Here is a 22,704-nt window from a genome sequence, read left to right as displayed (position 1 = left end):
ATTTACGTGGCTAACACAAATTACGACCGTACCATCGCTTTTGCCGGTATTTGCCAGGCCGTTGCCCTGGTTCAACAAGTAGCAAAAAACGGTTCCTGTGATTCAGACGCGTTTGAAACTTCTCTCAAGGCCATCTTATCTACCAACCCTGCCAATACACTCAACGTATTCGGCAGTGAGGCTAATCTAAAAGTCGGCCTTGAGTGTTTAGTCAACGGAATCGACAGCACGCCTGCAGGCAGCGAAGTGACCCGCTACATCATCAGCCTGATGGCGCTGGAGCGTAAACTGACTCAGCGCCGCGATGCCCTTTCTCAGCTAGGGGATCGTATCCAGATGATCGAACGTCAGGTGGAGCATTTCGATCTGTTGGATGACCAGATGATCAGTAACCTGGCCAGCATTTATCTGGATGTCATCAGCCCAATCGGCCCACGCATTCAGGTCACCGGCACACCTGCGGTACTGCAGCAAACCGGTAATCAGCAGAAAGTACGCGCCCTGTTGCTGTCTGGGATCCGCTGTGCAGTGCTGTGGCGTCAGGTCGGAGGCAAACGTCGTCACCTGATTTTCGGACGCAAGAAGATGGTTGAGCAGGCTAAAATCCTGTTAGCCAGGCTGTAAAGATTGATTCATTAGCTCGCGCTTAGTCGCGAGCTAATTTTTTTCGGTTGCTGTCATGTTTAAATTGCCGGAATTACCGCAACCGAAGATGTTTTTTAAACTGAAACCAACCAACCGCAAACGATTGCGCAATGTTCGTGACAATTGCCACAGTTATTGGTATAAAGCACACGAAATTTAGAAACTCAATTCAGGAGAACCCCATGGAACTGTCAGCATTGACTGCTGTTTCACCAGTAGACGGCCGTTACGGAAGTAAGACTATTGCACTACGCAGCATCTTTAGCGAGTTTGGCCTACTAAAGTACCGCTCTATCGTTGAAATCCGTTGGTTACAAAAACTTGCAGCGACAGATGCGATCAAAGAAGTACCAGCATTCAGTGCGGAAGCAAACCAGTTTCTAGATGAGATCGCGGCAAACTTCAGTGAAGAAGATGCAGCGCGCATCAAAGAAATCGAGCGCACCACCAACCACGACGTAAAAGCGGTTGAGTACTTTCTGAAAGAGAAAGTGGCGGGCGTTCCTGAACTGCACGCGGTGAACGAGTTCATCCACTTCGCATGTACTTCTGAAGATATCAACAACACGTCTCACGCTCTGATGCTGCACGAAGCGCGTGAAACTGTGATCCTGCCTGAGATTCGCAACATCATCGATGCGATTCGCAAGCTGGCAAACGAATACCGTGACATCCCTCTGCTGTCTCGTACTCACGGCCAACCGGCTTCTCCGTCAACCATGGGTAAAGAGATGGCTAACGTCGCTTACCGTATGGAGCGTCAGTACAAGCAGATCGAAAACGTTGAAATTCTGGCTAAGATCAACGGTGCTGTAGGTAACTACAACGCACACATGTCGGCTTACCCAAGCATCGACTGGCACCAGTTCAGCGAAGAGTTCGTGACTGAGTCTCTGGGTGTAACCTGGAACCCGTACACCACGCAAATCGAGCCACACGACTACATCGCAGAGCTGTTTGATGCCGTTGCTCGTTTCAACACCATCCTGATCGACTTCGATCGTGACGTATGGGGCTACATCGCTCTGGGTCACTTCAAACAAAAAACGATCGCCGGCGAAATCGGTTCTTCAACCATGCCGCACAAAGTTAACCCAATCGACTTTGAAAACTCAGAAGGTAACCTGGGTCTGGCGAACGCAGTATTCAACCACCTGGCGCAAAAACTGCCAATCTCACGCTGGCAGCGTGACCTGACAGATTCAACTGTGCTGCGTAACCTGGGCGTAGGTGTGGGTTATGCTATCATCGCTTACACTTCGACTCTGAAAGGTATCAGCAAGCTGGAAGTTAACCGTGATGCACTGCTGAAAGAGCTGGATCAGAACTGGGAAGTTCTGGCCGAACCGGTGCAAACCGTTATGCGTCGTTACGGTATCGAAAAGCCATACGAGAAGCTTAAAGAGCTGACTCGTGGTAAGCGTGTTGACGGCGAAGCGATGCGTAACTTCATCGATGGCCTTGAGCTGCCAGCTGAAGAAAAAGCACGCCTGAAAGAGATGACGCCAGCCAGTTACATCGGTTACGCAATCGAACTGACTGACAAGCTTTAATCTGAAGCGAATACGTCAAAGGGTAGCTTCGGCTACCCTTTTTTGTTGGTCAATCACCAACCATCATGTGCAGAAAAACCAAGTGACTCTATTTCCGAAAAAATGATGTCCTGAAAAATTTTGATTTACTGCAAAGCTTTCCTTTACTAAAAAACTTTTATTTACTAAAAATTTTTATTTACTAAAAAACAAAGTCACTTTGCCCACTTCAATGCCAAACTTACGTATCGTGGTCACATTGAACAGGCGCGTTTCGTCCTGACGATACATCCAGTCATCAAATGTCACCTCAATTTCGCTGTCGTCGGTTTTCAGCAAAAAATCATATTGCCACTGCAGGGCATTACCGATTTCCTGTCCGGTTGCCACTCCGATGATGTCGTCGGCTTGCCCCTGATACATCCCCTCGCCAGTGCGAGTTATGGTCCAGATACGCTGACTCTGCTCACCATCGTCAAACTCAAAGTCTTCAACCAAGGTCAAAACATCACCAGAGACAGTCCCTACGATATCAACCTCAAAGCGCCGGGTCTGCTTATCGGTATAATCCTGTACCATTCCCCAGGCCTGAGTGTGACCGGAAAAATAGCCAAATAAATCGAAAGTCGGCTGACTCGCTTTATAATCCTTGAGCTCAGCCGAGCAACCCGCCAACATGGTTGCGGCCATCAGTAACCAGGCTCTGACTACCCACCAGAGTTTTGCTGTCGATGTCATCGGTTCATCCCTATTAATTGACTGCGAAGTTTCGGATATTGGGTGTTGGGTGATAACCAGATGGCAAGAAAGGCTGAGTTAAACTTCGTATCTGTAACCTCTCCCAGAATCTGAGACTTGTCCTGTAGTGACATATGGATCATCTGTCCACGATGTCCGTCAGACACATAGACCAGCTTTTCGCCTGACAGGACATTCGGTAACATCGTCTCTAACAGCGGGAGCCAACGCTCAATCTCATCACTGGAATAGCCCATTTTCTGCCACTGATCCCGGGTGGCCTCGACCAGGTCTTCACGCTCAATATCACGCAAATAGCGGATCTCCAACGCCAGCGGGTGACGAGGCACATCATCCTGCTGCTGATATTTACCGTCCGGCGTTCTCAACCGGGAAGAATAGATATCTAACCACAGCCAGGACAAAGTAGCCTGCCCAACGACAGGCCATTCATTCCATTGTGGCTTTTGTGTTCCATTAACCTCTGCCGCGCTGGCTGTTACGCCGGTCCACAGCAGTGTGCTCAGGAAAAGTGTGGCGATTGACGTTTTCATTGCTAAACACCTTTATCAGTAACAAAGACACACCTAACCATTCCAAAAACAGTGCCAACACTGTATAAAAAACGGGCAAACCGAAGCCAACAGCCCCGAAACGATAACCCGCCCAATAACTTAGCGCGCCACCTAAGCCCGTAGCTATTATTACGAGCCAAGATGGCAAATGGCTCAATGCCGGGATAGCAAAAGCTGCAAACCAGACAAAAATGAACCAAAGCGCAATTAACCACACCGGAAGATGCGGATTAATAAAGAAAAATAGCCCGAGATGCATATTGGCCACATCAATCGCTATACCGGTGACGGCCACGGCGCATATCCGCCCTACGGCAACGGATAGCCGCCAGGCTGAAAACAGTAGCGTAACGACCACCAGCAAAGTGGTCAGCCACTGCCACTGCTCCTGACCCAGGACGGCCAATAGCCAAATCAGCTCAAACCAGACTGAAACCAGGAGAAATGAACGCATCATCTGGCTCGTTGCAGAGTGAGGTGAATGGTACTGATGGTTTGCGCCTTGAATCCTCCCTCGCAATAGCACAGGTAATAACGCCACATGCGGATAAAACGCTCGTCATACCCCAGCTCACGAACCTGAGCTAAAGACGACTCAAACCGCTGCCGCCAGTCGGCCAGAGTTTTCGCATAGTCCTGACCAATATCTAACAAGTCACGCACCACAAAGTCCGTACTGCGAGTCGCCATGCTGGTGAGCGCCGTAATCGACGGCAGGAAGCCACCAGGGAAAATATACTTCTGGATAAAATCGACGTTATTACTGTAATAATCGTAACGCTGGTCCGCGATAGTAATCGCCTGAATCGCCATCAAACCGCCCGGTTTGAGCAGCTTTTGGCACTGAGTCATATACGATTGCAGATACGCTTTACCGACCGCTTCAATCATCTCGATCGAGACCAGCTTATCAAAGGTGCCTTCCAGTACTCGGTAATCCTGCTTAAGTAAGGTGATACGTTCCGACAGGCCCAACTGCTCGATCTTACGTTTAGCGTAATCATATTGCTGCTCAGAGATCGTCGTCGTGGTCACGTGGCAGCCATAGGTTTGCGCCATGTAGATCGCCATCGCGCCCCAGCCGGTACCAATTTCAATCACGTGATCATCGGCTGTGAGTTTGAGCTGCTGACATAAGCGATCCATTTTCTGAACCTGTGCCTGCTCCAATGAATCTGAGGTATTCAGATACAGAGCGCTGGAATACAGCATGCGCTCATCAAGGAAGGTGCGGTACAAATCATTACCCAAATCGTAATGGGCCTCGATATTTTGCTTGGCACGCACAATCGAGTTACGTTTCAGCCAGTGCCCAAGTTTATTAACCGCGCGCGTTATAACGCTGCTTTGCGCCTCAATTTTATCCAACGCGGCGAGGTTACGAGCCATCAGCTCAGTCAGCGCCGTCAGATCAGGACTGTCCCACCAGCCGTCCATATAGGCTTCTGCGGCGGCGATACTGCCGCCTTTCAGGACCCGGGCGTAGAAGTCCGGATTTGACACTCGGATCACAGCATGAGGCTCTGTGGCTTTGTATTCGCCAAACTGCTCCTGATTAATCGTATTACCACAGAAGTGTTCTTCGATGGTCAGTGACCCGCTATTCAGAAAACGAAGTGACTGCAGGGCCAGGCTACGCGCCCCTTTCTGCCACTGCGACAAGGTCTTGGGTAGTTCTAATGATGAGGAATTTAACATTGAGAATTCTCCTTATTGTTTTTATCCGCCTTGCTCTGGCGACTCTCGGGGTGTGAGCGATACTTGGGATGAAAGTTATCCTTAGGATGTAAATAAGTCGGTGCGCCTTTCACCCACAGCTTGAACGCCTGCCAATAAATCCCGAACACAACTTTTACCGTCATTGCCGGAGTGCGTACCAACAACTTTAGTAACCCGGAAGAGGTAAAAGGACGCGCTTTAAGCGCCAGAGTGGCATCAAATTCCTTTTGATCCCGATGACATTCGAGGTGCACCATTAATGAATGGTCCAACGGCTTCAGCCGCCATTGGTACTCCTGTTCAACGGGATTGAACGGCGATACATGAAACACTTTCTCGTGCTTCCAGTTCGCGCCGTCGGCGCCGCTGTCTGCCGCCACTGCATAGTAATGCCGCTCGTTCCAGGGAGTGTTACTGACCTCAGCCAACAAGTAACGCCAGTGTCCTCCCCTGTCATAAAGATAGTAAAAATTAACAGGACTGAAATAGAGACCGAGATAACGCAGATGAATCACAGCCAGCACTTTGCCGTCGCACTGCTCACCGGTCAGCTCATACACTTTATCCTGGACCGCTTGTTTCAGCGGCCCCTGACCGAGATAATCATCACGGCGAAACCGAGCCCAGTGCCACCAACGTTCGCCCAGTCCCCACACTTTCTGAGACAGTGCCGGCCAGTCATCAAGGTCGATACAGGGCATAAACAGCGGATAATTGAGTGAGTGCGTCACCGGGGTAAACCGGCGATGACGTACCTGGCCAACCATTAGAGCGCTGCCCGCTGTTTGCTGCTGCATTACGCTGCTCCTCTCGCATCTCTTGCCGCCTGAGCCTGAATTTGGGTGATAACGTCCAGTGCGCTGCGCACCCCATCCTCGTGAAAACCGTTGTGCCAATAAGCACCGCAATACCAGGTATTGTTCAAGCCACTCACTTCCTGCTTTCTCTCCTGCGCCCGAACAGACTGCAGGGTGAATACCGGATGGTGATAAACAAACTTGCGCAGAACCTTGTCCGGTTCTATCGAGTGCGTGCTGTTGAGGGTCACGCAAAAAGTGTGCGGCGAATGAATATGCTGCAGGATGTTCATATTATAGGTCAGAGACGGCAACTGCTGATCTTCTCCTGCCTGCCCGCTCAGCCAGTAATTCCACGAGGCCCATGCCGCTTTGCGTTTAGGCAGAAGTGCAGTGTCCGTGTGTAACACCACTTCGTTGGCCTGATAAGCCATGGCACTTAAAATATCTGTTTCGTTCCGGCTTGGGTCATTTAACATATTCAGAGCCTGATCGCTGTGACAAGCAAATATCACCGTGTCAAAATGCTCAACCCGACCATTCACTTCCAGCTCAACACCTTGCAGAGTTCGTCGCACCTGACTTACCGGCGAATTTAGGCGGATACGGTCAGAGAATCCCCGGGTCAATGGTTCAATATAGGCACGGGAGCCGCCTTCAATCACATACCATTGCGGCCGGTCGGTAATATCCAGTAATCCGTGATTGAGAAAGAAACGCAGAAAAAACATCAGCGGAAAAGCGCGCATATCAGCCAGCGACGAAGACCAGATAGCAGCCCCCATTGGTAAAATGTAGTTGCGGCAAAAGTAGTCGGAAAAGCGGTGATGGAGCAGGAACTGCCCGAGGGTTTGCAAGCTTTGCTGTTCGTCCCGTTCAGCCTGCTTGGCCAGCTTATTAAAGCGGACAATTTCCCGGATAAAGCGATAGAAACTGGGTCGTAACCAGTTGCGCTTCTGGGCAAACAAGGTGCGCAGCGTATGGCCGTTATACTCCAGCCCATTACTATCATTGCGCACACTAAAACTCATTTGAGTCGGCACGCCTTGTACCCCGATTTCATCCATCATGCGGATAAAGTTAGGATAGGTCCGATCGTTGTAGACAATAAATCCGGTATCCACAGAGTAAGATTGCCCCTGCAGTTCAACATCTACTGTCGCCGTGTGTCCGCCGATATAATCGTTGGCTTCAAATAATGTAATGTCATGCTCCTGATGCAGGTAGTACCCGCAGGTCAGGCCAGAAATTCCCGTGCCGACAATGGCTATTTTCATTGTAATGTCCTTCTAAGTACGGAAAAAACGACGGATAAGGCGGTGTTGCCAGCTATACGGCAACACGCCGAGGCAGCGTATTATCCAGGTAAACCGGCGCGGAAAGTAAATGCAGTCCTGCCCGCGCTCAAGCCCGTGACGAATCCGTTGAGACGCTTGCTCAGCAGTCACTATCATTGGCATATTGAACGTGTTTTTATCGGTCAGCGGAGTGGCGACAAAACCGGGAAAGATGGTTGATACCGCGATTTCACGCTGACTCCAGTCAAGGCGCAGTGTGTTGGCCAAATAGGCGACGGCTGCTTTCGAAGCGCCATACGCCTCAGCTCTTGGCAACGCGAGCTCACTGGCGATTGAGCCAACGATGGCCACCCTGTGTCCGGCGCTGAGATGAGGCTGGATGCCCTCTATGGCGTTGGCGAGACCAATCACATTAATCTCAAACACACGCGCCATAAGTTTGGCGTCCATCACTCCGTCATCGATGTACTCGCAATCACCGGCATTTAAAATCCATAATGTGGGAGTAAGAGGCAGTTGTGACAAAGCCGCAAGAGTCTGCTCACGCTGGGTGAGATCGAACTGCAAACAGTGCACTGAGGTTGAAAGCGAAGAGAGTTGCTGCAGCTTCTCCTGATTACGGCCGCAGGCGATCACCTGCCAACCAAGACGTGCATAGTCTTCGGCCAGTTTTTTACCAATACCCGACGTTGCCCCAGTAATCAGCACAGACCTCATTGCCCCAGCCTCCGTTTGATCGAGCGGATAACGCTGCCGAGTAACGGCAACTGCTCATACAACATCTCACCTAAATCAAAATAGTCGCGGTGGTAAATCACCTTCGCTTCATGAAACTTCACATGACTCATGCCCTGCACTTGTACCATTCGCCCTCCGGCCAATTTGGGATGTTGGAGCTGCATGGTCCAGGTCAGAAAGGCATTCTGCCCGGCCTGATGCTGTTCGTGGATAACGAAGTCACACCGGTCAACATTGCGGTACAGGTTATCGAAGTAATCAGCCAAAGACGCAAAGCCTTCGATACGATGTGCCGCATCTTCAAACACGACATCGTGATGATAAATATCCTGCAATGTATGCAAGGTGCTTTTGTTGAGCTTAGTGTAAAAATGCGCAACCGTTTGTACATCCATGACCGACCTCAATACTTATACAAAACATAATTTCGTACAACACAACTCTACTGTAGAGCATTTCGCAAAAGTTGTACAAAAAAATATTTGTACAACTTTTTATATTAGGGTGTACGCAAGGGGCAGCGAAGCCGATCACTAAGGCGCTAAGTAAGATGCTGAGTTTGGAGGATAAATAAGTAACAAAATGAAAACGGCACCCAAAAGTGAGCACGGTAAAAAGCAGGGTAAATCAAGGGCAGAGATGTGCGGCAATCCGTTGCACATCCCGATTGACGTTTACGGTAGCGACAAAAAACCAGACTCCGATATTGCTTCATTGCTTCATTGCTTCGAAATCTGGTTTTATCTTGAAACTTTGTTCACCAGTCAACGATCACCGATCAAGGGCTTCGGGTTAATGATTGACGACTGATAAACTGACGGCTGGCTGAGCCGGTAGATTGGCGGCAATGTACTCAGCCACTTGTTCCCGCTGCTCTTGGTTGAGATACAAACCTAACTTGGTACGGCGCCATAATAGGTCGTCACTGTTTTTGACAAATTCATGCTCCAGCATGTAATCCACTTCGATTTGGTATACACCTGGCGCAAACTCGCGCCCCATCTGTTCAGCGTTAGAAACACCCGCCAGCATTTTGTGGGTGTACATACCGAATTGAGTCACATAGCGAAACGCCTGCTTATCACTTAGCCACGGATATTGCTGCTGAATGGTGATGGCCAGTTTTTCCCGGCTACAGCTGAAATCGCCACCCGGCAATGTGCTGTACGCAGTCCATGGACGTCCCATGTTCGGGAAAAACGGCTCCAGTTTTTTCATCGCTGACTCACCCAGTTTACGGTAAGTCGTCAACTTACCACCAAAAATAGACAAAATCGGCGCTTCGCCATCTTTGGTCAGTTCCAGAGTGTAGTCACGCGTGATCGCCTGCGGTGAATCTGATTCATCATCACACAGCGGACGCACACCACTGTAAGTCCATACGACATCATCTTTGTGTACTTGGTTAACAAAGTGCTGGTTTACGATATCGAGCAGGTATTCCACTTCCTCATCGCAGATCTCGACTTTACGCGGATCGCCTTTGTACTCCATATCTGTGGTGCCTATGATGGAAAAATCCCCCAGATAAGGAATAACAAATACAATCCGGCCATCTTTATTCTGCAGAATGTAAGCTTTATTTTCGTGATGAACTTTTGGCACTACGATGTGGGAGCCTTTGATCAGACGAATGTTACGCGGTGACGCTGCATGCAAGCCGTCGTCAAACACCTGCTTGACCCAAGGCCCTGCCGCATTCACCAGAACTTTGGCTTTGCGCTCAAAACGCGTGTTGGTCAGCACATTATGAATCGTGACGTGCCAGATACCGTTTTTCTGTTCCGCTTGCTCAACCTTACAGTAGTTCGCCACTTCTGCTCCGTTATTCTGGGCAGACAACACATTCAGCAGCACCATACGCGCATCATCAACCCAGCAGTCAGAATATTCAAAACCAACCTTCATCTCTGGTTTCAGCAAACCGGATTTAGCCAGATCAATTTTGCGACTCGCTGGCAGTGTGGTGCGCTTACCCAGGTGGTCATACAGAAACAGGCCGCAACGAATCATCCACGCAGGACGCAGGAACGGGCGATGAGGCAGGCGGAATCGCATCGGAATCGAAATATGCGGCGCTTTACGCAGCAGTACTTCACGTTCGGCCAGTGCCTCTGAAACCAGACGAAACTCATAATGCTCCAGATAACGCAGTCCGCCGTGAATCAGCTTGGAACTTGCCGATGACGTCGCGCTGGCAAAATCCTGAGCTTCATAGAGACCGACCGACAGGCCTCTGCCGGCAGCATCCGCTGCGATACCGGCACCGTTGATACCTCCACCGATAATAATCATATCGAGAAGATGGTCATTATTATGTTGAGTCTTTGTGTTCATTTTTGCTGACCTTAGTATTCTAATGAGCGAACGAATATGACTCATGGTAGATCCATTTTCGTTTTCAGTCACCAAAAATGTTCGTTTATGCTCGATTTGTGTGATTCAGCCACAAAAAAAGCCCACAAGTATTAACTAATGGGCTTTTAATAGCGCTTAAATGAGTTTATGCGCTCTTACCTTCGATCACACTCAGAGTTATGTTGTGCTCGTTAAGGATATTGATAATCTGTTCCGGCGGGCGCTGGTCGGTAAACAGACTGTGAATTTGGGAAATATTGCCCAGTTTCACCATGGCGTTACGACCAAATTTAGAATGGTCCACCGCGAGCAGTACGCTGCGACTGTTCTCGATAATCGCCTGTTTGACCCGAACTTCATGGTAGTCGAAATCCAGTAATGAACCGTCCAAGTCTATGCCACTGATACCAAGAATACCGAAGTCCAGACGAAACTGCTTAATAAAATCCAGTGTCGCCTCGCCAACAATGCCGCCGTCACGGTTGCGTACTTCGCCACCCGCCAGAATCAGCCTCACTTCCGGATTAGGTAACAAGATGGTTGCCACATTCATATTGTTGGTGACAACACGCAGTTGCTTGTGGTTTTTATTCAGGGCGCGGGCAACCGCTTCAGGTGTGGTTCCGATATCAATAAACAGTGTCGCACCATCCGGAATTGACTTGGCGACCTCCTCAGCAATAATGTCTTTTTCGCTGAAATTTATCGATTTACGCGTATTATAAGAGATGTTTTCCGAACTTAACGGAATCGTCGCCCCACCGTGATAACGGCGGATTTTATTTTCGTCGGCGAGTTCATTAAGATCACGACGAATGGTCTGCGGGCTGACATTAAAACGTTCGACTAACTCTTCGGTGCTCACATAACCATGTTTAGTAACCAGCTCGACAATCTGCTGGTGTCGTGGAACTTGCTTCACGTACTCTACTCCTGATAGTGATCTTGTTGTTATAAAGGGCATTGTGCGCCAATTACAACCCTATGAGAAGTTGTGAAGCCCCAAATCAGGAGCTGATGCAAAAAAAGAGCGCTCTTACGCGCTCTTTTTTGTTGGTTTGCCCATAAATCAGACGATTAATCTTCACTATCGCGTAATTCTGACCAAACCTGAGCACATTTCACCGCTCGCTTCCAGCCTTTGTAACGACGGGCGCGCTTGTCTTCGTCTTCATGCGGTGTAAAGGTACGATCCAGAACCGCTTTATTACGCACTTCCTCGATACCACTCCAGTAACCTACCGCGATACCAGCCAGATAAGCAGCCCCCAGTGCAGTCACTTCCGTCACTTCAGGACGCTGTACTTCAGTATCCAACACATCAGCCTGGAACTGCATCAGGAAGTTGTTTGCCACCGCACCACCGTCGACTTTCAACGTCTCCAGACGGATACCTGAGTCGGCCTGCATCGCATCCAGTACGTCACGAGTCTGGTAGGCAATCCCTTCCAGCGTGGCGCGGATAATGTGGTTGGTATTGGTGCCGCGAGTCAGACCAACAATGGTGCCACGGGCATGTGCATCCCAGTAAGGTGCGCCAAGGCCGGTAAATGCAGGCACCACGTAAACGCCGTTAGAGCTGTCTACTTTGGTGGCAAAGTATTCAGAGTCGTGTGCGTCCGAAAACAGTTTGAGTTCATCACGCAGCCACTGAATCGAAGCACCACCCATAAAGACCGCACCTTCCAGTGCATAGTTAGGCTCACCGTTCGGGCCACAAGCCAGAGTCGTCAACAAACCATGGGTTGAAGCTACGCGCTCGGTCCCCGTATTCATCAACAGGAAGCAGCCGGTACCGTAAGTGTTTTTCGCCTGTCCAGGTTCAACACACATCTGACCGTACAGTGCTGCCTGCTGGTCACCGGCAATACCTGCGATCGGAATACGTGTGCCGCCTTTACCACCAATGTTAGTTTTACCGTAGATTTCAGATGATGATTTCACTTCCGGCAACATAGAGGCAGGAATACCCAGCTCATCGAGCATCTTTTGGTCCCAGCACATGTCATTGATATTAAACAGCATAGTACGCGATGCGTTAGTGTAATCAGTAATATGAACGCGGCCCTGGGTCATCTTCCACACCAGCCAAGTATCAACGGTACCAAACAGCAGTTTACCCGCTTCAGCATCTTCACGAGCGCCCTCGACGTTATCCAGAATCCATTTCACCTTGGTACCGGAAAAATACGGGTCAAGAACCAGACCGGTATTATCACGCACGTAAGACTCCAGACCACGAGCACGTAACTCATCACAAATGTCAGCGGTACGACGACATTGCCACACAATCGCGTTATATACCGGCTTACCTGTCTCTTTGTTCCACACCACAGTAGTTTCACGCTGGTTGGTGATACCGATAGCGGCGATTTGATCACTGCTGATACCGGTTTTCGCCAGGACTTCAGTCAGCGTTGAACTTTGGGTAGCGTAGATCTCCAACGGATCATGTTCAACCCAGCCACCCTGCGGATAAATTTGGGTAAATTCACGTTGTGATACCGCGACGATATTAGCGTCGTGATCGAGAATAACAGTGCGTGAGCTGGTTGTGCCTTGGTCGAGTGCTACAACGTATTTTTGGTCGCTCATGTCAGGATTCCTTTTGTTTTCTATTATGTTCTATTTTAAAATCGTTTTAATGGTGACTTTACAGATCAATAAGTCTGTGGTTACGCCGATGCGTTTTCCACCGTTTCATCACATTGATTCGGGATAGTGCAACCCTGGCCTTCCTGAGGTAAGTGTGCACCGATCACTTTCGGATACAGCCATCCGCCAAAACACGCACCACAAATGGTAGCGACAATCGGCACGATGAAATACGGGATATCTTTAGCGCCGGACAATGCGTAATCCCAGCCAGCAAGGTAAGCAAACAGCTTGGGACCGAAGTCACGCGCCGGGTTCATAGCAAAACCGGTCAGCGGGCCAAGTGAGCCGCCAATAATCGCAATAAGGATACCGATCAGTAAAGGGTTCATTGCGCCACGTGACGCGCCATTGCGCTCATCACCCAGCGCCAGAATGACAAACATCAAAACTGCGGTAATGACAAACTCGACCGCAAAAGCACCAGAAAAAGAGAGAGCCGGATTCGGGTAAGTCGAGAAAATACCTGCCGTAGCCAGAGCCTCTTCACTACCTCGGGTGAAATTGTGGGCAATTTCGTAGTCGGTAAACAGCGGGCCGAACAGAGCGTAAACCAGCGCGGCTGCGCTGAAAGCCCCCAACAACTGAGCAGCGATATAAGGGATTACCTTTTCCTTTTCAAAGCCGTGAAATACGGCTAATGCAATTGTGACTGCCGGATTAATATGCGCTCCGGAAACCCCCGCTGTGCAGTAGATGGCAATCGCAACTGCAAAGCCCCACATAATACTCACTTCCCATTGGCCAAACTGCGCACCGGTTAAAACCAGTGCCGCAACGCAGCCAACACCGAAAAATATCAGTAATCCGGTGCCAATAAATTCAGCAATACATTGTCCTAGCAAACTAGGTTGTTTAAGAGTGGTCATAATGTTCGTCCTTTTGTTTTCACGGCTCGTTATAGTTGCTCGTTATAATTGTGTTGTTGCTGACGTAATTATGCATTCATTATCGAATACGAAAACAAAGAAACACAAAAAATGCGCGTTCACTCATAACTAAATGACAAACTCATTTCTTGTTTGTTACATAGATCACTTTATTCCCGCATCTTTGCTGCCTCAGATCATGGAAAAGGCGCTAAAGTTCGCACATTAAGTCCTCTGCACACACCAGGTCATTGCGTAACCCACCCCGACAAATAACCATAAGCTATTGTTTTAAAATAATTTAATCCATAAAACTTTCGAAAGTGACAATTAAATCACTAAACAAACACTAAAAACAACACAGTTAGGCAACATAAATAGCAAATGATTAACAACACAACGTTCGTTCGCTCGGAAAATAAACAAAAATTTTAAAATGAATCGGTAAATCAATAAGTAGCCGATAACAAAATCGCCGATTCGCATAAAGGTAAGCGCGGACAGAATAAGCCGCTGTCAATAAACGCAGCAGCAAGCATAGAGCAAGCGGTCATGACAAGAACAGTTCTGTCTGTGCGCAAGTAATGTTCCGTTAAACGATCATGACTCAGAAGAAGCAGGTCCAGAAGAAACATACAGTGGGATTATGAGGGCAAAACAAAAGGCCCTGAGGGTGAACTCAGGGCCTTGGATTGACATCCCCCCGGGCAGAGCAGGCCGTGTCCGGAGTGATTGTTTTATTGGCCAATGGGTTTATCGGCACATTGGCTTATTGGTGCATTGGTATCTTGGGGAATTACGAATTGCGCAGCGCGGCAATTCGTTTATCCAACGGAGGGTGACTCATCAGCAGTTCTGTTAATGTGCTTTTACCGTTAATACCAAATGCCATCATTGAACCTTCAAGCTGAGGTTCATAGCTCATCTTCAGACGCTCCAGTGCGGCAATCATTTTCTGTTTACCGACCAGTTGCGCGGCACCAGCATCGGCATGGAATTCACGATGACGGCTATACCACATCGTAATAAAGCTTGCCAGGAAGCCGAACACCAGCTCCAGCACCATAGAGACCGCAAAATAAACCATCATGTTGCTGCCCTCACCCTCTTCCGAGTCACGGGATGCGATCAGGTTGGCAACAAAGCGCGACAGGAAGATAACGAAGGTGTTCACCACACCCTGCATCAGTGTCATGGTGACCATGTCACCGTTGGCAATGTGGCTTATCTCATGGGCGAGTACCGCTTCGGCTTCATCACGGGTCATGTTATGTAGCAGTCCCGTAGAAACAGCGACCAGAGAATCATCACGCTTAGCACCGGTTGCGAATGCATTCATGTCCGGCGCGTCGTAAATCGCCACTGTCGGCATACCAATACCCGCTTGCTGTGCCTGACGACTCACAGTTTGCATCAGCCAGTGCTCCATTTCATTACGCGGGTTTTCAATCACCATTCCGCCCACAGAGCGCAGTGCCATACCTTTCGACATCATCAGCGAAATGAAGGCACCGCCGAAACCAAACACTGCCGCCATAACCAGCAGACCAGACAGACTGCCTGGCTGCATACCGGTAAAGGCATACACAATATTCAAAACAACACTTAACACCAGCACCACGGCCAGGTTGGTCGCCAGGAATAATAACACTCGCTTCATTTACTTTTCTCCGCACAGGATGTGAAATATAACGCCCTTAGTTGTCTGTTTTAAGTCAGGGCTTATAGACTGATTCTTTTACTTTAAGACGTAACTAATACTGAAAGACTAATCTAATAGATAGTGTCTAAGATTTGATATTCAAGGTTAAGCAGTAAATTGCAACATTTAATGTCTGTCTTCAATGCCCATTCAGCGTCAGGTCGGATCAGTATAACTTTAGACTTTGGTCTTATTGAGGGATCCCGGGAAAGAAACTACATTTTGGGAGTTCAGGGATTAACCGATAATGAAAGGAAAGTATCATGGCTGAAGCGCATAGCTACCAAATGGCGATTGATTTACTTTGTTGTCACCTAGGCTTAACTGAAGAAGAAGCCAAAAAAGAGCTGGGTATCAGTACTGATTCAGCCAAACAGCAGAATATCGCTGACACGCATTATGCGCTGATGGGTTTAAATAAAAACTAAGGTTTGAATCAAACCCATACTTGCAATGCACATAAGTTTTACTGAAAAAGGCTGCCAAGGCAGCCTTTTTTGATCGTTTGTTTTGCTATCACGTCATCGACCGGGAAATCAGTTATCCCCTACTGGCCCGCTACGCGTGCTCAGGCTCGCCGACTAACGGCGTCACATCGATGTATTTGCCCAGATCCTGGCGTTTAGCGCTGAGTAAATAAGGGATCTCACCCAACTTAGGCGCGTCGATGTGCTGCTCCAGCATGGTGATGATATCGGCATAATGTTCTGTGCCGGGATTGATGCGGTTCGCGACCCATCCCACCAGGTTCAGTCCGTCGGCTTTGATGCTCTCGGCCGTCAGTTGCGCGTGACTCAGACAGCCCAGCTTAATACCAACCACCAGCACCACCGGTAACTGCTCTTGCTTAACCCAGCTAGACAGATAGTCTGAATCTGATACCGGAACCCGCCAGCCACCGGCACCTTCCACTAATACCATGTCAGAATTCGCTTTTAGCTTCGCCAGCTTGTCGCTGAGAACTTCATATTCAATCGTCACATTTTCATATTTGGCAGCAATGTGAGGCGAAGTGGCCAGTTCCAGTGCATAAGGATTAATATCTTCGTAATCCATTTTCTTCGACGCAGCCTGCAACAGGTGCAGCGCATCTGAATTACGAAAGCCATGCTCAGTTTTCTCACAACCGGCGGCTACTGGCTTATAACCAATCGTCGTTAAATCCCTGGCAGATAATGCCTGTAAAATGGCTTTGGATGCCACTGTTTTGCCAACGTCGGTATCCGTACCCGCAATAAAAAATGCATCTATCATCGATGTATTACCCCTAAACAAACCTGATATGTTGCAGGCAGAAGACCTTGATGGTTACCAAACAACTGGTAGTGCTGCTCGACCTGAGTGAGCACGCGTCGGCTGGTTAAGCCACGCGAACGGCCATTGACGTGATTGGCGCCAATTCCCTTCAAATCGCGCATTAACGAAAATGCAGACTCGTACCAGACTGTAATCGTCGGTAAGTCTATTTGATGTTGCAAACACTGGGCTTGCGCCAACGCAATTTTTAACTGATTGAGCGTGATGAAATGATTAACGTGTTGATGTGCATCAATTTTCGCCCAGGCAGATTTAAGTTCACTCAGCGAGCCATCAAGTAAAGTAGAAAATAAGCCGATGCCGTCAGCTTTCAAGACCCGACGCACTTCGCGCAAAGGTTGTGATAAATCATCACACCACTGCAATGCCAGGCTAGAAAATACGACATCGAATGATTGGGCCGCAAACGGCAGACGCTCAGCATCCGCCAACACGTAGCGCATCCTGTCATCACCGCAACGCTCTCGGGCGGTATCCAACATACCGGCAGATAAATCTGCACACACGACACGAGCGCCACGCTGACGCAGTAACAGCGAGAAATAACCGGTGCCACACCCCAGATCCAGCACCTGATAGCCGGTCAGGTCTGCAGGCAGAAAACGAAGTAAACGCTCACCGACATCGCGCTGAAAAGCTGCATGCTGGTCATAGTGAGCCGCTGCTTTACCAAACGCCTCGGCAATCGCGGCTTTGTCGGTACTCAAAGAGGAATCCGATAGCATAGTGACTGTCATGTTTGCTCCTCCAGACAGCGCAGCAGGCTCTCTGCCATATGCTGGACATGAGCGACCTGATGACTGGCAGTCAGCGTAATACGCAGCCTTGCACTGCCCTGCGGCACAGTTGGCGGGCGAATCGCTGTCATCCAGCATCCGGACTGTTTCATTTGCTCAGCAACATCCAGGGTCCTTGCGGCACTGCCGAGAACAAAAGGCTTAATGGTGGTATCAGTTGCCATATAGCCAGGCAAATCTTTGAGCATGGCATCATAGGTATCGGATAACTCGACCAACTTATCCCGGCGCCACTGCTGGGACTGAATCATCTGCGCGGCGTGAGTCAGGGCGTGGGCCTGGGAAGGCGGCATCGCGGTAGAGTAAACATGATGACGGGCAAACTGGGTCAGATAATCCCCGACCGAAGCGTTACATAAAATCGCGGCACCGGACAGACCAAACGCTTTACCGAAGGTCGCCACCAGAATATCCGCTTTTATACCCGCAGCATCACAACTGCCTGCCCCTTTGCGCCCCAGAATTCCAATGCCGTGCGCATCATCGACGGTCAGCCAGGCTTTCCCTTCAATACTATGCTGAATTTGCGCCAACGGAGCCTGATCGCCATCCATACTGAATACGCCTTCAGTGACGACCAGCTTAGCGGCGCTATCGGCATTCAGCAGTTGGTTGAGATGCTTGATATCATTATGACGAAAGCGCTTCATAGTCGCTGCACTGAGTAATCCGGCTTCCAGCAGCGAGGCATGATTCAGTTTATCCTGAATGACAACATCGTCTTTGTTGAGCAGGGTAAACAACAGCGCCTGGTTTGCGCTGAAACCAGAGCCGAACAGCACCGCACGCTCGTAACCGAGCCACTGACACAGCTCTTGTTCAAGAGCCTGATGGGCATAGTTGAAGCCGGTGACCAAAGGCGATGCACCGCTGCCACAGCCATATTTATCCAAACCAACCTGCCAGGCTTTGACCAGTTCAGGATCCGCCGCCAGCCCGAGATAATCGTTACTGGAAAAATTGACAAACTGGCGGCCGTTTTGTTCAAAACGAACCTTATTGCTGCCCTGCAGCACCTGCAGAGTCCGGCTCAGCCCCTGCTGCTTGCGCGCGGCAAGGGCTTGCTCGATTCTGGAGTTAAACGCTGGCATCGTAGAAAATGTCATCCGCGGTTGGACGAGCTGCCACACGCTCTACCACGCGATCCAGCAGTTCATTTTCAGTAATTTCATCTGGCTTTTGAGCCACTTGTTGACTATTTATGCCCAGCTTTTTGAACAGCATCATATCGCTGTCTTCAGCCGGGTTTGGTGTGGTCAGTAACTTGCAACCATAGAAAATAGAGTTAGCTCCAGCCATGAAGCAAAGTGCCTGCATCTGCTCATTCATATTCTCGCGACCGGCTGACAAGCGCACTGCCGACTGTGGCATCATGATGCGGGCAACCGCGATCAGACGAACAAAATCAAACGGCTCCACATCTTCAGCTGTCTCCAGCGGCGTGCCTTTGACTTTAACCAGCATGTTAATCGGCACACTTTCCGGGTGTACCGGCAGATTAGCCAGTTCAACCAGTAGTCCGGCTCGGTCATTGGTGCTTTCGCCCATGCCGATAATACCGCCTGAACAGATTTTCATGCCGGCATCACGCACGTGGGACAAGGTATCCAGGCGATCCTGATAAGTACGCGTGGTGATGATGTTACCGTAGAACTCAGGCGAGGTGTCCAGGTTGTGGTTATAGTAATCCAGCCCGGCGTCAGCCAGCTCTTTCGCCTGTTCAGAATCGAGCATACCCAGCGTCATACAGGTTTCCAGCCCCATGCCTTTCACGCCTGAGATCATCTCTTTAAGCAATGGCATATCACGCGCTTTCGGGTTCTTCCACGCCGCGCCCATACAGAAACGGGTGGAACCTGAGTTTTTCGCTTTTTGCGCGGCGTCTAATACACGTTCCACTTCCATCAGACGCTCTTTATCAACGTCAGTACGGTAGTGAGCACTTTGCGGACAATACTTACAGTCTTCTGGGCAGGCACCGGTTTTTATCGACAATAAAGTGCTGACCTGAACATAGTTATTGGGGTGAAACTGGCGATGCACCAGCTGTGCCTCAAACAACAGGTCCATAAACGGTTTTTCAAGCAGGGCGTTGACTTCAGCCACTGTCCAGTTATGACGAGTTTCCACGTGTAATCCTTGTTGGGGTTATTAGTTTTATGTTGGCTAGTCTACCGACAAGCGTTAGACTGTCAACAACAACAAAATCAACAAGTTTACACTTGTTTTCTTTTTAATCTAATTTTCAGTTCGGATTATCTATGGATCTCGCCTTCGACCGCCAGCACATCTGGCATCCTTACACTTCGACCCTTACACCTCTGACCTGCTACCCGGTGACCCATGCCGACGGTGTCTCGCTCTATCTTGAGGATGGTACAGAGCTGGTAGACGGCATGTCTTCCTGGTGGTCCGCCATTCACGGTTATAATCATCCGCGCCTTAATCAGGCCGCTCACCAACAGATTAATAAGATGTCTCACGTCATGTTCGGCGGCATTACCCATCAGCCGGCGATTGATGCCTGCCGCAAGCTGCTGGAGCTGGCTCCGGACAATCTGCAACATGTTTTTCTGGCTGATTCCGGCTCAGTCGCGGTTGAAGTCAGCCTGAAAATGGCGCTGCAGTACTGGCATGCCAAAGGCGAACAGCGTCCGAAGTTTCTCACTCTGCGCCACGGCTATCACGGCGATACCTTCGCCGCGATGTCAGTCACCGATCCGGACAATTCGATGCACAGTCTGTATAAAGGCTTCCTGCCGGAGCATCTGTTTGCTGAGTCGCCGCGAGGCGGTTTTTGGCAAGAGTGGGATGACAACGACATCGTCGATTTCCGTCGACAGCTCACCGATAACCATCACCAGATAGCCGCAGTGATCTTAGAGCCCATCGTGCAGGGTGCAGGAGGAATGCGTATCTATCACCCGCAGTTCCTGCGTGAAGTGCGCGCCTTGTGCGACGAATTTGGCGTCTTGCTGATCCTGGATGAAATTGCGACCGGATTTGGCCGCACCGGCAAGTTGTTTGCCTGCGAACACGCAGGCATTGCACCGGACATTCTGTGTGTCGGTAAAGCGCTGACAGGTGGCTACATGACCTTATCGGCCACCCTGGCCAGCAAAGACGTCGCCGATACAGTGTGCGGCGGTGAGGCCGGCTGCTTTATGCATGGTCCAACGTTTATGGGCAATCCGCTGGCATGTTCAGTCGCGGCTGCGAGTCTGGAATTAATTGCAGAAAATCACTGGCAACAACAGGTTAAACAGATTGAGCAATGCTTTGCTGAGCGTTTACCTCTCCTCAACCACTATCCGCAAGTCAAAGCAACGCGCTGGCTTGGCGCCATCGGGGTGGTAGAAACACATCATCCGGTGCACATGGAAGCGATTCAGGCATTATTTGTCGAACATGGAGTGTGGATTCGCCCGTTTGGCCGTTTGATCTATATGATGCCACCATTTATCAGTGAAGCTCATCATCTCGACCAACTGCTTAACGCGGTAGAAGCGGCCTTACAGACCCCGGAATGTTTTCAGTCGTAGCCAGCTTTTCAGCACAAGGACCGTTTTCAGGACAAATCTCGTCTTCAGACTTAGCACTGATTGTTATTGATACAAATTTGTTAGCGATACCAAATGGCCACCGGCGCTCACGCGCCGATGGCCATTGATAAAAGATGTCTGATTAGCAGCACTGCTTTACTGCTAGATTCGCCAATGATTATACCGCGTGCTGGGTCACATAATGCTGCCAGTACTGGTAAGCCGTGGCCATGGCTTGTTCGCGATCGAGGGTTTTGGCAAACAGCACTGCAGTCATGGTGGCAACCACGCTATTCGCCATCTGCACTTTGTCCTCTTCCGCAGTGCCAAGCGGGCAATCAGCAGGTAATGCAATATCAGACAGGTATTGTTCAGGCCAGTAATAACTGTGCACACCGTCGGTTTGGCTCAGCCACACCGTCTGGCTCACTTTCGGATTATACTCCGACTCACCGGATTGCCCTTTAAACGACACGACAGCATGTGCCGTCTTACCAATCACGTGCTCAACTTCTGCATGCAGTTGCTGAAAACCCGGGTGAAAGCTGCCGCGCAGACCTATCTCAGCACCACCAGGATTAAGCGCCCGCACCACGGTATTGATCGGTGTACGCAAACCATAGCGATTTTTCCAGCTCATCATCAGCTCAGCCTGAGGTGCAAACGCGCTCAGCGGCAAATAGGCGATATTACCGGTTTGCAGCAGGAGTTCGGCATGGTCTGCATCGGATGCCAGCGGTACCTGGCAAGCGGTCAGGTAATCCTGGGCATGTTCACGGGATGCGGGTTTGTCATTGTAACCGTGCATTAAGATCTTGTGACCATTATCTGCCATGATTCTGGCCGCCAGCAGATGCCATGGTTTTCCCGCCGCAGCGCGTTTACCGGCATAACATGGCCAGTCAATTTCTGCACCAATCGCTGGCACTCTTGACTGGAATGCTTTAACAAACCCGCCGATTTCCGCATTGGTCTCATTCTGGACCCGGATCAGCATCAGCAGCATGGCCATCTGGTCATCACCCACCTCTCCATTCAGATACTCATCCATCACCTGATAGGCTTGATCAAAAGTCAGCGGCTTACGCCCGCGTTCTCCGCGCCCGACCGTGCGAATACATTCCAGAATCGTACTCATTGCGACCTCATTCCTCTGCACAGCCATAGTCCGGCCGTGGTTATTTTGTTATTTATCGCTTTGTTTTACCACGTAATCGTTACGGGTCAATAGCCAGCAGTGATAACACTCTTTTCTCTTTCAGTATCGTACAGCTTAGCAGCGAAAGGCTGACAAAATCCGCTGTGCGAATATCGCATAGGATTCCCTTCATGCCGTGTATTCCGTGCATGCTAAGTCATAAAAATAGCGGGATTAGTAAAATAAAAGCGCCCTATTTTGCATAAAACAGGGCGCTTTGTTCT

Annotated in this window: 22 protein-coding genes; 4 read left to right on the top strand and 18 right to left on the bottom strand. The window is 49.7% G+C overall.

What is annotated here, in order from left to right; genetic code table 11:
- Positions 1-6 precede the first annotated feature (6 nt).
- A complete protein-coding gene (hflD, locus tag KNV97_RS09375) occupies positions 7-624 on the top strand; it encodes a high frequency lysogenization protein HflD (RefSeq protein ID WP_136484439.1) in 618 nt (205 codons plus the stop codon).
- 203 nt (positions 625-827) lie between these two features.
- On the top strand, positions 828-2,198 hold the full coding sequence (gene purB, locus KNV97_RS09370; protein WP_136484438.1) for an adenylosuccinate lyase: 1,371 nt from the start codon (positions 828-830) through the stop codon (positions 2,196-2,198).
- 174 nt (positions 2,199-2,372) lie between these two features.
- Here purB and KNV97_RS09365 read toward each other — a convergent pair whose 3' ends face one another.
- The 13 genes from KNV97_RS09365 to htpX form a co-directional block, all read right to left on the bottom strand.
- Positions 2,373-2,915: a DUF3833 domain-containing protein gene (locus KNV97_RS09365; RefSeq protein ID WP_136484437.1), complete on the bottom strand. Its 543-nt coding sequence runs from the start codon at positions 2,913-2,915 to the stop codon at positions 2,373-2,375.
- Positions 2,912-3,469: a chalcone isomerase family protein gene (locus tag KNV97_RS09360; RefSeq protein WP_136484436.1), complete on the bottom strand. Its 558-nt coding sequence runs from the start codon at positions 3,467-3,469 to the stop codon at positions 2,912-2,914. The genes KNV97_RS09365 and KNV97_RS09360 overlap by 4 nt, the downstream gene beginning before the upstream one ends.
- Positions 3,393-3,947 (bottom strand): DUF2878 domain-containing protein, encoded by a 555-nt coding sequence (locus KNV97_RS09355; protein ID WP_240798162.1) that lies wholly within the window; start codon positions 3,945-3,947, stop codon positions 3,393-3,395. The genes KNV97_RS09360 and KNV97_RS09355 overlap by 77 nt, the downstream gene beginning before the upstream one ends.
- A complete protein-coding gene (locus KNV97_RS09350; RefSeq protein ID WP_136484435.1) occupies positions 3,944-5,188 on the bottom strand; it encodes an SAM-dependent methyltransferase in 1,245 nt (414 codons plus the stop codon). The genes KNV97_RS09355 and KNV97_RS09350 overlap by 4 nt, the downstream gene beginning before the upstream one ends.
- Positions 5,182-6,006, bottom strand: coding sequence for a DUF1365 domain-containing protein (locus tag KNV97_RS09345; RefSeq protein ID WP_136484434.1), 825 nt, complete (start codon positions 6,004-6,006; stop codon positions 5,182-5,184). The genes KNV97_RS09350 and KNV97_RS09345 overlap by 7 nt, the downstream gene beginning before the upstream one ends.
- A complete protein-coding gene (locus KNV97_RS09340) occupies positions 6,006-7,283 on the bottom strand; it encodes an NAD(P)/FAD-dependent oxidoreductase (protein WP_136484433.1) in 1,278 nt (425 codons plus the stop codon). Before KNV97_RS09340 ends, KNV97_RS09345 begins: the two co-directional genes overlap by 1 nt.
- A gap of 12 nt (positions 7,284-7,295) precedes the next feature.
- Positions 7,296-8,021, bottom strand: a complete 726-nt coding sequence (locus KNV97_RS09335) for an SDR family oxidoreductase (RefSeq protein ID WP_136484432.1) — start codon at positions 8,019-8,021, stop codon at positions 7,296-7,298.
- Complete coding sequence (locus KNV97_RS09330; RefSeq protein ID WP_136484431.1) at positions 8,018-8,437, bottom strand: nuclear transport factor 2 family protein; 420 nt, start codon at positions 8,435-8,437, stop codon at positions 8,018-8,020. Before KNV97_RS09330 ends, KNV97_RS09335 begins: the two co-directional genes overlap by 4 nt.
- A 397-nt stretch (positions 8,438-8,834) precedes the next feature.
- Positions 8,835-10,379, bottom strand: coding sequence for a glycerol-3-phosphate dehydrogenase (gene glpD / locus KNV97_RS09325; RefSeq protein ID WP_136484430.1), 1,545 nt, complete (start codon positions 10,377-10,379; stop codon positions 8,835-8,837).
- Between the two features lie 166 nt (positions 10,380-10,545).
- Complete coding sequence (locus KNV97_RS09320) at positions 10,546-11,322, bottom strand: DeoR/GlpR family transcriptional regulator (protein ID WP_136484429.1); 777 nt, start codon at positions 11,320-11,322, stop codon at positions 10,546-10,548.
- Positions 11,323-11,477: 155 nt separating this feature from the next.
- Positions 11,478-12,995: a glycerol kinase GlpK gene (gene glpK, locus KNV97_RS09315; protein ID WP_136484428.1), complete on the bottom strand. Its 1,518-nt coding sequence runs from the start codon at positions 12,993-12,995 to the stop codon at positions 11,478-11,480.
- An 80-nt stretch (positions 12,996-13,075) separates the two neighbouring features.
- Entirely contained in the window at positions 13,076-13,924 is an 849-nt protein-coding gene (locus tag KNV97_RS09310) for an MIP/aquaporin family protein (protein WP_136484427.1), read from the bottom strand.
- A gap of 796 nt (positions 13,925-14,720) precedes the next feature.
- On the bottom strand, positions 14,721-15,584 hold the full coding sequence (gene htpX, locus KNV97_RS09305) for a protease HtpX (RefSeq protein ID WP_218562954.1): 864 nt from the start codon (positions 15,582-15,584) through the stop codon (positions 14,721-14,723).
- A 305-nt stretch (positions 15,585-15,889) separates the two neighbouring features.
- On the opposite strand from htpX, the gene KNV97_RS09300 reads away from it, so the two are divergent.
- Complete coding sequence (locus tag KNV97_RS09300) at positions 15,890-16,054, top strand: hypothetical protein (protein ID WP_168796999.1); 165 nt, start codon at positions 15,890-15,892, stop codon at positions 16,052-16,054.
- A 130-nt stretch (positions 16,055-16,184) separates the two neighbouring features.
- Here KNV97_RS09300 and bioD read toward each other — a convergent pair whose 3' ends face one another.
- Genes bioD through bioB form a run of 4 tightly spaced genes read right to left on the bottom strand, consistent with a single transcriptional unit; the run spans position 16,185 to position 19,870 of the window.
- Positions 16,185-16,880 carry a dethiobiotin synthase gene (gene bioD, locus KNV97_RS09295; protein WP_218562953.1) on the bottom strand — a complete coding sequence of 232 codons (696 nt, stop codon included), beginning with the start codon at positions 16,878-16,880 and terminating at the stop codon, positions 16,185-16,187.
- Positions 16,877-17,680: a malonyl-ACP O-methyltransferase BioC gene (gene bioC, locus KNV97_RS09290; RefSeq protein WP_136484424.1), complete on the bottom strand. Its 804-nt coding sequence runs from the start codon at positions 17,678-17,680 to the stop codon at positions 16,877-16,879. Before bioC ends, bioD begins: the two co-directional genes overlap by 4 nt.
- Complete coding sequence (gene bioF / locus KNV97_RS09285) at positions 17,677-18,831, bottom strand: 8-amino-7-oxononanoate synthase (protein ID WP_256612745.1); 1,155 nt, start codon at positions 18,829-18,831, stop codon at positions 17,677-17,679. The genes bioC and bioF overlap by 4 nt, the downstream gene beginning before the upstream one ends.
- The gene (gene bioB / locus KNV97_RS09280) at positions 18,818-19,870 is read right to left on the bottom strand and encodes a biotin synthase BioB (protein ID WP_136484422.1); all 1,053 of its coding nucleotides are present in this window, start codon (positions 19,868-19,870) and stop codon (positions 18,818-18,820) included. The genes bioF and bioB overlap by 14 nt, the downstream gene beginning before the upstream one ends.
- Positions 19,871-20,001: 131 nt before the next feature.
- Here bioB and bioA point away from each other — a divergent pair, with 131 nt between their 5' ends.
- A complete protein-coding gene (gene bioA, locus KNV97_RS09275; protein WP_218562951.1) occupies positions 20,002-21,282 on the top strand; it encodes an adenosylmethionine--8-amino-7-oxononanoate transaminase in 1,281 nt (426 codons plus the stop codon).
- Between the two features lie 178 nt (positions 21,283-21,460).
- Here the strand turns inward: bioA and KNV97_RS09270 are convergent, their stop codons facing one another.
- On the bottom strand, positions 21,461-22,420 hold the full coding sequence (locus KNV97_RS09270; protein ID WP_240798161.1) for a glycosyl transferase family protein: 960 nt from the start codon (positions 22,418-22,420) through the stop codon (positions 21,461-21,463).
- Positions 22,421-22,704: the final 284 nt, after the last annotated feature.

The sequence above is a fragment of the Vibrio ostreae genome (genome assembly GCF_019226825.1).
Taxonomy (GTDB): Bacteria; Pseudomonadota; Gammaproteobacteria; order Enterobacterales; family Vibrionaceae; genus Vibrio; species Vibrio ostreae.
This window is presented reverse-complemented; position numbering and strand designations above follow the sequence as displayed.